This is a genomic window from Sinorhizobium garamanticum, from assembly GCF_029892065.1.
In the GTDB taxonomy this organism is placed as follows: domain Bacteria; phylum Pseudomonadota; class Alphaproteobacteria; order Rhizobiales; family Rhizobiaceae; genus Sinorhizobium; species Sinorhizobium garamanticum.
On sequence record NZ_CP120374.1, the window covers coordinates 1,669,629 to 1,682,118 of the forward strand.

Sequence of the window (12,490 nt, forward strand, 5' to 3'; positions counted from 1 at the left end):
AAGACAGCATGATCGTTCGACAGGCCCTGTTCGAGGGCGTGATCCATCCCGGGCGGGAAGAAGCATTCCGTGCCTATGTCGCCGAGAAGCTGATGCCGCTTTGGCAGGCCTTTCCGGGCGTCCGGGAAGTCCGGGTTCTCCATGCTGTGGAGCACGATGAAGGAGCGACGCCTTTCGCGATGGTTCTTTCCACCGCCTATGACGACCGCGAGGCCCTGGCGCAGGCCCTTCAATCACCCGTGCGCTACGAAAGCCGCGAATTGACGAAGGGCCTGCTCGAAATGTTCGAAGGGCAGATCCACCATCACGTGTTCGAGCTTCACGGTCGCTACTGCATGATTCCTTAAATCGGAAGCGATTTAAGGACAAAATCATGCAGCAATTCAAAGTGACAGCGACCTTTGCGCGTCCAATGGACGCGCGGCGCTGTAAGGCACAGCAAGTTGGCGCGGGTGGAACTGAGGAGTTGCTGATCGCCTTTGGAAATCTATTGCACAAGGTAGGTTTCGATCGGACCGATGCCGCGCAGATCCAAGGCGCAACGCGGCTCGAGCGTCCACTGGCCACGAAGTGATCGCCTGGTCGCCTCGGAGATCTGTATGCCATCGGCAACTCCCTGAGACTCGAGGCGGCTTGCAATGTTTACCGTTTCTCCCCACACGTCGTAGACAAAACGAAGCCGGCCGATCAGTCCGGCCACAACCGGTCCCGAATGGATTCCGATCCGAACCCGAAAGCGATCCCGTTCGGGAGGCAAATCCCGTAAAGATTCAAGCATGGATTTCGCGAGAGCCACGATCCTGTCGGCGTGGTCCGCTGCGGGTTCGGGGATCCCGCAAGCGGCCATATAGGCATCGCCGATGGTCTTGATCTTTTCCACCCGGTGCTGTTCCGTCAGGAGGTCGAACCGGCTGAACATCCCGTCCAGCCGGCTGACGAGATCGGACGGCGGCAGCCTTTTCGCGATGGCGGAGAAGCCGACGATATCTGCAAAAAGAATGGAAACCTCTTCAAAGCGGTCTGCGATGATCTCTTCGCCATCCTGCAATCGGTTAACGATCTGGTCGGGGAGGATCGCATGAATGAGCGTATCGGCACGTCGCTTCTCTGTTTCTATTCGCTGAAGATAGCGATGCTCGCGGTCGAGCCAGCGCTTCTTCTCGAGCGTGGAGTTGATGCGCGCGCGCAGCAAGACCGGATTGAACGGCTTCGTCAGGTAGTCGTCGGCTCCAGCCTCGATGCATTTCGCCACCGCCGCGACGTCGCTCAAGCCTGATATCATGATCACCGGGACATGCCGCCATCGGTCCTCCGACTTCAGTCGCGAGAGCATCTCTATGCCGTTCATGTCGGGCATCAGTATATCGAGCAGGATAAGATCGAACTCGTCCTCCGCCAGTCTCGCGAGCGCTGACAGTCCGGATTCGGCGGCGACGACGCGATGACCTTCGCGCCGCAGCCGGCGGGACAGAAGATCACGATTGCTGGCGACGTCGTCGACGACGAGAATTCTGCCGCCCTGATCCGGCCATGCATCGTGCTTGGTCGTGAACAGCAGCCGTTCAAGCCCCGCCGCGTCGATTTCGCTTTGCTCCCCCGACTGGAGCATCTCGATCGCTGGCCCGCGCGAAAGGCCCGCAATGGCGTCGACCTGCTTCAAGAGCTCGCCCGCCGCCGCAAGTATGACGCCGAGATCCTCCTTGAGCGGGTGCTCGTGCGCATCCCTTGCGTCTTCAAGGAGCATTTCGGAATAGCCAATGATGGCATTGAGCGGTGTGCGCAGATCATGGCGGAGCCTTGCCTCCGCCTCCGCCAACGGGACCTCCGGGGAGCAGGCCGTGCCGTCGAGCAGGTGATCGATGAGACCGTTCAGTTGCCTGGCGGCGGTGCCGATCCGCTCCAGGTCGGGCTGCATGTGGGGCAAGCCGAGATCCCGCGCCTGCTCGATAAGCAGCTCCTGAAAACCCAAAATCGCGCGAGCGGGGCCGGCCAACCGCTGGGCCACATGCGCGGCGATCGCCTGGCGCTGGAATTCGTTCCTGATACTCATCTTGCAGATGCCCTTCTAGGTCGCGAGCAACTGCTCAATCTTCCGGACGAGCTGCGGCAGATCGACGGGCTTGCTGTCATAGTCGTCGCAGCCAGCCTCGAGCGCCATGTCCCGGTCGCTCGCCATTGCGTGCGCAGTGAGCGCGATGACCGGTATTCCCGACGTCACTGGATTGGCCTTGATCTGCCGGGTCGCCTCCCAGCCGTCCATCACGGGTAGGCTCATGTCCATGAGAATCAGGTCGGGCTTTTCCGCTGCGGCAAGCTCGACACCGGCTTTGCCATTTTCGGCGATCAGCACGTCGAAGCCGCGACGAGACAATCGTCGCGAAAGCATGTCGCGGTTCATTTCATTGTCTTCCACCAGAAGGATTCTCGTCATTTCCGGTTCCTCCGGCCTGCCGCATGTTTCCTTAAAAACATGCAGCGATTCTAGGTGCGACAGCGCCGCGCGTCGGAAATGACGCGCAGCGCTGTAGGCTTCAGCCATCGGCAACGGCCTTACCGACTGTTTCCTGCATTGCTATCTGGCGCTCGAGTGCTTTGACTAATTGGGACCTGCTATTTGCGCCCTTGTTTACGACCGCGACCGCTCGATCGCGTAGCCATATCAGTTCGTTTGAAGAGAGGTCCTTCGACGTGACCACCACGACTGGGATGTTCTGCAGTTCCGGATTCTTCTGCATCTCGCTGAGCGTTTGGAATCCGTCCATCTCCGGCATCAGAAGATCGAGCAGGACGAGGCGCGGCAGAAGCCGCTTCATCATTTCCAGCCCGCGAATACCGTCACCTGCCTCGTGGACGGTCCAATTTCTCTTCACCAGAATGCGCCGGAGAAAGTCGCGTGAAGCCTGGTCGTCGTCGATGACCAGTACGTCGCGGTTGCCGCCGCCGTGAGCCTCTATCGTCCGGATCAGCTTGTCGGTGTCGATGGGTTTGGTCAGATATTCGACGGCGCCGAGCGAGAGGCCGAGTTCGCGGTCCGCCAGGATCGTCGCCAGGATCACGGGGATCGTGCAGAGTTCGGGATCGCTCTTCAGCGTGCGCAACACCGACCAGCCGTCCTGATGGGGCATGATGATGTCGAGGATGATCGCGGCTGGCCGATGCTGCCGGGCGGCGGCTATTCCTTCCGCCCCGCTTGCAGCCTCGATCGAGGCGAGCCCCGCCTCGGCGAGTGCCTTGGCGATCAGGGTTCGGGCAGCCGGTTCGTCGTCAATGATGAGGGCCGTGCGACCCGGCTGCAAATTCGGCGCCGGCGCGGCGCTTTGAGGCTCCTCGGCTTCTCGCCTGCACTGCGCCGGCACTTCCATTGTGAAGACAGAGCCTTTCCCAACTTCGCTTTCGACGGTGACGCCGCCGCCGATCATATGGCTGAAGCTGCGAGTGATACTCAGGCCCAGTCCCGTGCCGCCGTAGTTGCGAGTGGTGGAAGCGTCCGCCTGCGTGAAGGCGTGGAAGAGTCGTTCCCGTTGCTCCGGGGTCATGCCGATCCCCGTATCGGATACCTTGAACACAAGCCAATCGCCGTCGGCGCGCCCTTCGCGCCGGGCCGAGAGCGTGACCCGGCCACCATTGGTGAACTTGGCCGCGTTGCTGAGCAGGTTGAAAAGATTCTGGCGCAGCTTGGTCTGGTCGGAGTGCATCTGCCCAAGATCGGCCCCGAGGTCTTCTATAAATTCGTTCCGGTTCCTCGCCATCAGCGGTGCGACGGTGGCGGCCACGTCGCGGAGCAATTCGGCGACGTCGAAAACCTCGAGAAAAACCTCCATCTTGTTCGCCTCGATCTTCGACAGGTCGAGGATGTCATTGATGAGCGAGAGGAGATGCCGACCGGCGGACGCTATTTTCTCGAGGTCCGGGACAAGCTCGTTGTCCTCGTGGTCGCGTGCCTCTTCGATCAGCATTTCGCTATAGCCGATGATCGCGTTCAGCGGTGTGCGCAGCTCGTGGCTCATGGAGGCGAGAAAACGGCTCTTGGCCTCGCTTGCCGACTCCGCATGGATCTTTGCGCGCTCGAGCTCGACTTGCCTCTGCTTGAGTTCGGTGATGTCGGTATAGACGGCGACGGTCCCGCCGTCGGGGATCTTGCGCTTACTGATCCGAACCCACTTGTCGCCGAACCGCTTCTCGTCGGCCAGGCCAGCGGGATCCCTGTGGAGGCGCAGCCGTTCCTCGACCCACTCCTCCGGCGATTTGCCTTCAAGGTCTACTTGCCCTCTTTCCAGGTTCTGCTCCACGATTTCGCGGAAGCTCTTGCCACGAAGCGTTGACGGCTTGTGGCTGGGGAAGATTTCGCAATATTTGCTGTTGGCGATCAGGATTCGGTCGTCCGGATCGTAGAGAACAAATCCGTCGGAGATCACTTCGAGCGCCGCCGCGATCGTCCGCCTCTGCCGCTCTGCCTCGTCCTCGAGCCTTTTCTTTTCGATCGCGCTTTCTCGGAAAAGCGAAAGCGCCTTCGCCATCACTCCAAAATCGTCGCCGCCCTCCTGGGGTATCTCGACGTCATAGCGTCCTTCCGTCAGCTCACCGACCACACGACTGAGGCGCCGAAGTGGGCCGACGATCGACCGCAGGACAAGAAGAGTAAGGAACGAGCCGACCAGAACCAAGACGCCCACGAGGATGGCGGCCGCTGTGGCGGTTTTCTGTGTTTGCGCAACGACCTCGTTGCGGGCGGCATCCGCATCGGCTCTTACCTGCTCGACGAGTCTGTTGAGGTCTGCGTCGACGTTGCCGCTGTGGGTGCGCGCCTTTGCCAGGAAGGCGTTGCCGACGATGCGATTGTCCTGAGTATAGCTGTCCGTTGCCTGGAGCGCCGTCTCGACATAGGCGTCGACCTCGGTGCGGATTTTCTCGACCGCGTCGGGCGAGTGCTCTGCAAGACGCTGCAGTTGAACCTGCAGGCGTTCACGGGCCTCGTCGGCGTTGCGCTGTGAATTCATCAGCAGGCTGACGGAGAGATCGGTCAGCCAGTATCTGAGGTCTCCGAAGGCGACATGCGCCGCGGCCGCCGAAGCCGCGCGATCGAACAGTTCCCTGGTCTCCGCCGTCCGCTCGGCACTGCGATAGAGCGCCTGGGTGAGGAAAACCGAAGAGAGAATCAGGCTGATCAGGCCAGCGGCGGTCAGCGCCGCCACGCGGGCGGAGATCGGGAGATTGGCAAGCCGGCTGGCGAGGCTCCTGGCCGGCGCCGGGGCAGCCTCGATCGACCGCCGCTGCCCTAACGCGCTCATTTGAACAAGACGATGCTGATAGCACCGCCCAGATCACCTGCTTTCCCCCCTTCCTTCGGGTAGCCGGTGACGTCGATCTCGCCCTTGGGCGAACCGTGACAGGAAAGACAGGACTCCGTGTAGTATTCCGGCAGCAGCATCCGGAAGGCAGGGCGTCCGTTTACCTTCGTCACTTCCGTATGGGCCTCACCCTTGGGCTTCTGCGGATTTGACAAGAATTCAGTGATGACCTGGGTCTCCCAGGCATCGGGAAGCGACTTGCGGTTACGCACCAGGACTTCCGGCGCGGTGACGCGAACCAATGCCTCGTTTCCCACTTTGGCGGCGAATTTCTCGTTCATCAGGCGCGCGAAAACGGCCGGCACAAAGCCCTTGAACCCGATGCCGGGGCGGTTGATATCGTCCTGCTCTTCGTCAACGACCTCGCGCATGGCCTCGACCTGCGCCTGCAGCAGTTTGCGATCGCGCTCTGCCAGATCATCGGTGATCAACGGATGACCGGTGCGTTTGGTATAAAGAGCAATCGCCTCTGCCGTGAAACGCTCGCCATCGAGATGTTTGTCGCCGACGGCCGGATCATTGATGAGCGATTGATAATTCGAAAGGACGCTTCGGGCGGCCCTCAGCACTTCGGCGAGCCGCTCCCCGGTCGCCACATCGGCGGCCTCTTCAGCAGCCACCGAAGACGACAGGAGCATACACCCGCACAAAATCGTGAAAACCCGGTTTCGCGCCAAAGCTACAAGGGCTTCCATTTTCTTTCCCCCCCGAGAGAAAGCGCAAGCGGGAAAGATACCACAGCAGGACCGTTGGAAGGAGTCATCTCTGGAACAGGGCTTGGCAATCGTTCCCTACAGCGCCGCGCGTCTTATCAGACGCTCAAAGGACGCTGTCGCACTTTGAATTGCTGCATGTTTTTATTCTTAAATCGGATACGATTTAAGGAAACATGCAGTAGCGGCCTCAAGAAACACGGAAATGGTCTCGGGCGGGCGCGACGGCCTCAGAAATGCCGCCCGACTTCGGCGAAGAGGTCGAGGTCGGCAAGTGAGTCCTCGAGATCGGTTTTTGGGCGTGTCCCTTGCGTCACGCAGTCATGGAAGGCGCCGAGCTCCACCCGGAAGGCATCCTCGTAGAATGGCCCGATGATCTCGGTGCCGGTCTCGGTGTCGGTGGAGCTGGTGATTTCGAGCCGGGTCGGCAGGTTGCGGATATAGGGTGTGTCGTAATTGATCTTGTATTGCCGGTTCTGGGTCAGCACTTCGATGCCGGAATCGAAGCGGGCGACGTCGTGGATCACCGCCTCGTAGACCGCGGTGAAGTGACCGTAGTCGAAGAGCACCACCAGTGATTCCCCGCCCGATTGCCGCGCCGCCGCAACGCCCTTCGGCTGGCCCAGGAGCTCGCGCATGGCGGAAAAGCTGTGCGAGGACAGTCCGGTCAGCACCTGATAGGCGCGCACCGCATGATCGGGGCGATCCTCGCCCATCACTTCCCGCAGAAGCGCCTGCGTCCGAGCGCGACCGTCGGCGATGACGGCCGCCGAAACATCGGTCGCACGAACGATATGGCGTGTCTGGTCGACGAAGAAGCGCGATTCGCGGATCAGGTCGCGGATGCGGACATGGCAGATCTCCTCGGCGGGAGGCATCCGCTTTTTGAGTTCCAAAAACGGGCGGGCGTAGCGGCGCATGTAGCCGACAAAGACGGTCTTCGGGTTGTTTCTGTTGCGCTCTACGAGCGGCAGAAGCTCGCGCCGCGTGAGGCATACCGGCTTCTCGATGAAGACGTGCTTGTTCGCTTCGATCGCTTTGCCGAGAAGCTCCGAGTGCAGGTAGTCCGGCGCGAGGATGAACACCGCATCGATATCCGGTGCCGCGAACATTTCCTCGACGCGGGTGGTGCGAAGACGGGCGCCATAGCGCGCGCCCATCGCCTCGACCAGCATCGGCGAAACGTCGCAGACGCCGGCGATCCGGAAGCCGGGGTTATCCGCGAGGAGGGGAAGATGCATGAGCTGGGCGACCTCGCCCAGACCGATCAGGCCGACAGAAATCTGCATCGGCGACTGCTCCTAGATAAGGGGTTTCAGGAATTCGGCGTTGCGCTTTGCAAGCTGGGCAGGGCCTTCGCTCATGATCTCGAAATAGTCCTGCTCGACAACCACGGGGCCGGCGAAGCAGCGGTCTTTCAGCATCCGGAGCACCGCGGCGATATCGACAACGCCGTCCGGAAGCGGGCACATGGCGCCCGCCTCGAAGGCTTCGCGCACGGTCAGGTCTCCGGCGAGCATGCGCCGGCGCACGCTTGCGTCGACATTCTTCAGGTGCATGCAGCCGATGCGGTCCCAGACCGTTTCCATGTAGGCGAGCGGGTCCTGATCCCAGAAGGCGTGATGGCCGGTATCGAAGCAGAGGTCGATTTCCGTATCCTGCAGCAGGCGGTCGATCTGCTCTTCGAACTCCACCGCCGTTGCCACATGTGGATGGAAGGCGAGAGTGATGTTGAACCTTTCAAGGAGCATCACCTGGACGTCCCGCAGCATCGCCGTCATCGCCCGCCACTGTGCGTCGGTGAGCCGGCCGACCGCCTGTGGCGGATAGACGTTGCCCTCGTCCATGAGCGTAAAGGAGCGGGCGCCGATGGCATGAAGCAGCTGGCCGATCTTCTCGGCATCCGCAAACAGTTGCGGGCCGCTCAGGGGATCCGAGAAGGTATGCACGTGCACCGTGCCGACGAGTGCAAGGCCCCGAGCGGCAAGTGCATCCTGCAACGCTGCCGGGTCGGTGGGCAGGAAACCGTAGGGGCCGAGTTCGGTACCCCGGTAGCCGGCTGCTGCGACCTCGTCGAGATATTGCTCGGCGCTCGCGCGCGGATTGTCGGGATAGAAAATGCCCCAGGAACACGGGGCGTTGGATAGGAGCATTCGGCTCTCCTATGGCGCGAAATAGACGGGATTGGAAATTGCGCGGCGCAGCGGTTCGGCCTCGAGCTCCGCTTCGGTCAGGCCCCAGGGAAGGGGACCATCACCAAGCGCCGCGCGAAACTCCTCGACGAGCGCGGCGTGGCTGGCATTTGCCAAGATTTCGCAACGCAGGAACTTTTGCGGGGCGGCTTCGAGAACGAGCCTCTGGTCGTCCCCGTCGATCGGCATGCGCGCGATCTCGCCGCTGGCGTCGTACCAGGCCAGGAGGTCGCCGGGCGCGCCCGTGACATGCGCCTCGGCGTGCCCGCCAGAAACGGTCGATCCCATCGGTGCGCCGTCGACGGTCAGCGCGAGATGCGGGCCGCGAGGGCTCTCGGTGACATAGCCTTGCCCTGCCTTCATCGCCGCGAGCACGGCGTCCTCCGACAGCTCCGGCAGCCACAGAACGGTCGTCGGACGGGCGAGCACCAACGGCCCTTCCGGCGGCAATCGGGCCGGCTGGTGATAGTCGCTGCCGCCGATCGCCGACAGTTTCCAGCCCGAAACGAGCCGCTCCTGGTAGCGCCGAAGCGATATCCAGTTGCGGGCAAACCAAGCCTGCTGCCAGACCTCCATACAGTCGATCCGCGGCAACTCGTAATCCCAGGGGATGGTCGGCTTGTCGTGGTTTATCGAGAGCAATCCGCCCTTCTCGTGCACGATCTGCGACAACCTGTGCGCGTCCTCGCGCCTGGTCATGCGGAAGTCGATCCAGTCATCGACGCCGAAGACGTTGGCGTGGCCTTCGGCGGTGGTCAGTTCCATGGCACGCACGAAGACGAGCTCCGGCGAGGAATGGGCGTGGAAATAGCGCCGCTGGGTGGTGGTGTTGTGGTCGGCCACGGCGAGAAAATCGAGCCCTGCCTGCCTGGCTGCGGCATGCAAGAGTTCCGGGCTGCCCTTCGCATCGGAGTGGAAGGTGTGGCAGTGGAGGTCGCCCTTGTACCAGCCAGCCCCTTGACGAACGGGGTGCGGGCGTTGCGGCTGCGGCGTGTGCAGGCGCGGCGCGTCATCGAAGGTGAAGATCAATTCCACATCGACGCCGTGCTCGGGAACCCTGTAGAGCCCCAGTATCACGCGCCAGGTGCCGGCCGGCATCTCGCCATGGACATAGCCGGGCGTGGCGTCGTCGGTTGCCACGAAGAAGCGGTCGCGCGCGCCGCCGCTCCAGCCGCGAAAGCCCTGTTCGCTCGGGAAATCGCCAAGCCGCGGATCGGCGCAACCGAGATCGATGATGCAGTCGCTGGCCCCCTCGTAACGCATCGTCACGTCGAGCCGCGTCGTGCCCACGGGCACGTCGAAAGGCACGTAGAAATAGGGCGAGCGCGCCTTGTCGGCCAATGTCAGATGCAGGTTATACTTGAGCATCTCAGACCGGTTCCCCATCCATCGGAAGCCGGGCCCCAGCCGGATCGAAGAGGTGGATGTGTTCGGAGGAAAAGCCGAGCGTCACGGTCGCGTCGAGCGCGATCACATCGTCGGTGAAGATGCGGGCGGTAAAGCGCGCGGCATCGTCCCGCTCGAGCGTGACCAGCTTCTCCGGACCCATGTTTTCGTTGGCGAAGAGCTGGCCCGAGATCGTGTTTGAGATCGCGTTTGCTTCTCCGCCGTGCGCGATCGATAGATGCTCGGGGCGAACGCCGAGGGTCAGCTTGCTGTTGCCTTTCAATGCCGCGGCGACTGAGCGTGCGACCGGCAACGGCGCGACGGAAACCCTCTCCGCTTTCAGGTGGAGCGCGCCATCGGCGATCATCGCCTCGACGGGCAGCAGGTTCATCGGCGGGCTGCCGACGAAACTGGCGACGAACGTCGTGGCGGGCCGGCGGTAGACCTCCATCGGCGGCGCGTATTGCACCACCTTGCCCGCGTCCATCACTGCAACCCGGGTGGCGAGCGCCATGGCTTCGGCCTGGTCGTGGGTGACATAGACCGCCGTCATGCCCATGTCGCGCTGCAGGTGGTTCAGGAAGCCGCGCGCCTCCAGCCTGAGCTTTGCGTCGAGATTGGAGAGCGGCTCGTCGAAGAGGTAGACCTCGGACGGATAGACCAGCGCGCGCGCAAGCGAGGTACGCTGCTGCTGCCCGCCGGAAATCTGCGAGGGCATGCGTTCCATGAGGTGGCCGATCTTCAGCACATCCGCCACTTCGCGGGCCCGTGCATGGCGCTTGGCTTCCGCTTCTCCGCGCACCTTCAGCGGGTAGGCGATGTTGTCGGCGAGGTTCATGTGCGGATAGAGCGCATAATCCTGGAAGACCATGGAGATCTTGCGGTCCTTCGGATGCAGGAAGGTGACATCGCGGTCTCCGATCAGCATCTGGCCGGAGGTCGGCGTCTCCAGGCCGGCGATCATGCGCAAGGTCGTCGTCTTGCCGCAGCCCGAGGGACCGAGCAGGCATACAAATTCGCCGTCATTCATTTCGAGGTTGAGATCCGACACGGCGACAAACTCGCCGAACTTCTTGGTGATGCCTTTGAAGCGTATGGAAGCCATGGAACCTTAAGCCTTGATACCGCCGAAGAACCGGAAACCGAACTTCCAGCTCACGAACAGGTAGAGAATGACGACGGGAAGCGAGTAGAGCAGGGAATAGGCGGCGAGCAGCGTGACGATCGGGGTTCCCGCCTCCGAATAGAAGGAATAGATCGCCACCGAAGCGGGCATCTTTTCGCTGGAGCGCAGCAGGATGAAGGGGATCAGGAAGCTTCCCCAGATGCTGACGAATGCCCATACGACAACGACCACGATGCCCGGGCGGATGACCGGCAGCGCCACGTCGAAGAAGGCCTGGACGGGCGAGGCCCCGGCCACCATGGCGCTCTCCTCATAGCTCTTCGGGATGCTGTCGATGAAATCGCGCAGGATGAACATGGCGGTCGGCAGAAGCCCGCCGGCGAAGACTAGGATCACCGCGACCTGCGTGTCGATGAGGCCGATGCCATTGATGATGAGAAAGATCGGCACCATCGCCGCCGATCCCGATACCACGGAGGAAAAAAGCAGCAGGATGTAGGCGATGACGCTCTTGCCGGGGATCGGTGAGCGCGACAGCGCATAGGAGGCAAGCGTGGCACCTGCACCGACGAGGATGACGCCGCCGACGCTCTGGACGAGGGAGTTCCAGAGGCCCCGCATCGCGAAGCTGTTTTGGAAGACGGTCTCGAAATTGGCAAGCGAGAACGGCTCCGGAATGGAAAGGCCGAGCTCCGCGCGCGGGTTGAACGGCGCGAAGATGAACCAGACGAGCGGCAGCGCGAAGAAGACCCCGATCAGCGCCGTTGCCACTGAGAAGCCGATGCGGGTGAAGTAGAGGCCGAGGTAACGTGTCATGCGACGACTCCCTTCGCGCGACGGCGCATCACCCAGAGATAGAAGAGGGCGAAGACGAGGTTGATCAGCATGACGACCACGCCGACCGCCGCACCCTTGCCGAAGTCGAAATCGCGGAAGGCGATGCGGTAGGTGTAGATCGGCAGGATCTCGGTGCGATAGGACGGCCCGCCGCTCGTCAGCAGGAACGGCGTGAAGACATTGAAGCTCCACATCGTGATGAGGATCAGATCGGTCACCACATGGCCGCGTATAAGCGGCAGGCCGATATCACGGAATTTCTGCCAGCTCGAAGCACCGGCGACGTCCGCCGCCTGAAAATAGCTCGGCGGAATCGAGGAGAAGGCGGAGTTGAACAACATCATCGAGAAGGCGGTTCCGCGCCAGGTGTTGAAGACGACGATCGCCCAGAATGGAAAGGACAGGAGCCAGTCACCCGGCGGGAAGCCCAACGCTTCCATGATCATGTTGAGCGTGCCGTTCTCGTAGTCGAGAAAGGCGAACCATGCGAAGGCGATCACCACCTCGGGAAGGATCCACGCACCGATCGCCACCGTCTCGGTCACGTGCTTCAGCGATTTGGGCACCGATTGCAGCATCCACGCCAGCAGCATGCCGAGTGCGGCCTGGCCGACGACCGCCGAGAGGAGAACGAACTGGATGGTAAGGATCAGTGAGGAGCCGAATTCGGCGCGCGTAAAAAAGGTCGCCGCGTCGAAGAGCGAGAAATAATTGGCGAGCCCCACGAAATCCGGGTCCAGCGCCGTGCGGCCCAGCAGCGAGCGGTTGGTGAAGGAAACATAGATGACCCAGAAGAACGGCGCGATGACGAACGCGCCGATCAGCAACCCCGCCGGGGCGAGGAAGGCGACCCCGGTGCCGCGGGATAGAAGGGAAAAGGATTTCATC

General features: G+C 62.0%; 11 protein-coding genes. 1 reads left to right on the forward strand and 10 read right to left on the reverse strand.

Annotation, left to right across the window (positions count from 1 at the left end):
• Positions 1-8 precede the first annotated feature (8 nt).
• Positions 9-347: an EthD family reductase gene (locus PZN02_RS27640; RefSeq protein ID WP_280662132.1), complete on the forward strand. Its 339-nt coding sequence runs from the start codon at positions 9-11 to the stop codon at positions 345-347.
• 140 nt (positions 348-487) lie between these two features.
• On the opposite strand, the gene PZN02_RS27645 is transcribed toward PZN02_RS27640, so the two are convergent.
• The 10 genes from PZN02_RS27645 to PZN02_RS27690 form a co-directional block, all read right to left on the reverse strand.
• On the reverse strand, positions 488-2,050 hold the full coding sequence (locus PZN02_RS27645) for an adenylate/guanylate cyclase domain-containing protein (protein WP_280662133.1): 1,563 nt from the start codon (positions 2,048-2,050) through the stop codon (positions 488-490).
• Between the two features lie 15 nt (positions 2,051-2,065).
• Positions 2,066-2,431 (reverse strand): response regulator, encoded by a 366-nt coding sequence (locus PZN02_RS27650; RefSeq protein WP_280662134.1) that lies wholly within the window; start codon positions 2,429-2,431, stop codon positions 2,066-2,068.
• Positions 2,432-2,531: 100 nt separating this feature from the next.
• A complete protein-coding gene (locus PZN02_RS27655; RefSeq protein ID WP_280662135.1) occupies positions 2,532-5,288 on the reverse strand; it encodes a response regulator in 2,757 nt (918 codons plus the stop codon).
• A complete protein-coding gene (locus tag PZN02_RS27660) occupies positions 5,285-6,043 on the reverse strand; it encodes a Tll0287-like domain-containing protein (protein WP_280662136.1) in 759 nt (252 codons plus the stop codon). Before PZN02_RS27660 ends, PZN02_RS27655 begins: the two co-directional genes overlap by 4 nt.
• 248 nt (positions 6,044-6,291) lie before the next feature.
• Positions 6,292-7,350: a Gfo/Idh/MocA family protein gene (locus PZN02_RS27665; protein WP_280662137.1), complete on the reverse strand. Its 1,059-nt coding sequence runs from the start codon at positions 7,348-7,350 to the stop codon at positions 6,292-6,294.
• A 12-nt stretch (positions 7,351-7,362) separates the two neighbouring features.
• Complete coding sequence (locus tag PZN02_RS27670; protein ID WP_280662138.1) at positions 7,363-8,214, reverse strand: sugar phosphate isomerase/epimerase family protein; 852 nt, start codon at positions 8,212-8,214, stop codon at positions 7,363-7,365.
• A gap of 9 nt (positions 8,215-8,223) precedes the next feature.
• Positions 8,224-9,621, reverse strand: a complete 1,398-nt coding sequence (locus PZN02_RS27675) for a CehA/McbA family metallohydrolase (protein WP_280662139.1) — start codon at positions 9,619-9,621, stop codon at positions 8,224-8,226.
• Position 9,622: 1 nt separating this feature from the next.
• Positions 9,623-10,744: an ABC transporter ATP-binding protein gene (locus tag PZN02_RS27680; RefSeq protein ID WP_280662140.1), complete on the reverse strand. Its 1,122-nt coding sequence runs from the start codon at positions 10,742-10,744 to the stop codon at positions 9,623-9,625.
• 6 nt (positions 10,745-10,750) lie between these two features.
• A complete protein-coding gene (locus tag PZN02_RS27685) occupies positions 10,751-11,581 on the reverse strand; it encodes a carbohydrate ABC transporter permease (protein WP_280662141.1) in 831 nt (276 codons plus the stop codon).
• Entirely contained in the window at positions 11,578-12,489 is a 912-nt protein-coding gene (locus tag PZN02_RS27690) for a carbohydrate ABC transporter permease (RefSeq protein ID WP_280662142.1), read from the reverse strand. Before PZN02_RS27690 ends, PZN02_RS27685 begins: the two co-directional genes overlap by 4 nt.
• Position 12,490: the final 1 nt, after the last annotated feature.

Coding starts and splice junctions, on each gene's coding strand:
- PZN02_RS27680 (WP_280662140.1), bottom strand. CDS start 10,744: ATGGCTTCCATACGCTTCAAAGGCATCACCAAGAAGTTCGGCGAGTTT.
- PZN02_RS27670 (WP_280662138.1), bottom strand. CDS start 8,214: ATGCTCCTATCCAACGCCCCGTGTTCCTGGGGCATTTTCTATCCCGAC.
- PZN02_RS27660 (WP_280662136.1), bottom strand. CDS start 6,043: ATGGAAGCCCTTGTAGCTTTGGCGCGAAACCGGGTTTTCACGATTTTG.
- PZN02_RS27675 (WP_280662139.1), bottom strand. CDS start 9,621: ATGCTCAAGTATAACCTGCATCTGACATTGGCCGACAAGGCGCGCTCG.
- PZN02_RS27685 (WP_280662141.1), bottom strand. CDS start 11,581: ATGACACGTTACCTCGGCCTCTACTTCACCCGCATCGGCTTCTCAGTG.
- PZN02_RS27690 (WP_280662142.1), bottom strand. CDS start 12,489: ATGAAATCCTTTTCCCTTCTATCCCGCGGCACCGGGGTCGCCTTCCTC.
- PZN02_RS27655 (WP_280662135.1), bottom strand. CDS start 5,288: ATGAGCGCGTTAGGGCAGCGGCGGTCGATCGAGGCTGCCCCGGCGCCG.
- PZN02_RS27650 (WP_280662134.1), bottom strand. CDS start 2,431: ATGACGAGAATCCTTCTGGTGGAAGACAATGAAATGAACCGCGACATG.
- PZN02_RS27645 (WP_280662133.1), bottom strand. CDS start 2,050: ATGAGTATCAGGAACGAATTCCAGCGCCAGGCGATCGCCGCGCATGTG.
- PZN02_RS27640 (WP_280662132.1), top strand. CDS start 9: ATGATCGTTCGACAGGCCCTGTTCGAGGGCGTGATCCATCCCGGGCGG.
- PZN02_RS27665 (WP_280662137.1), bottom strand. CDS start 7,350: ATGCAGATTTCTGTCGGCCTGATCGGTCTGGGCGAGGTCGCCCAGCTC.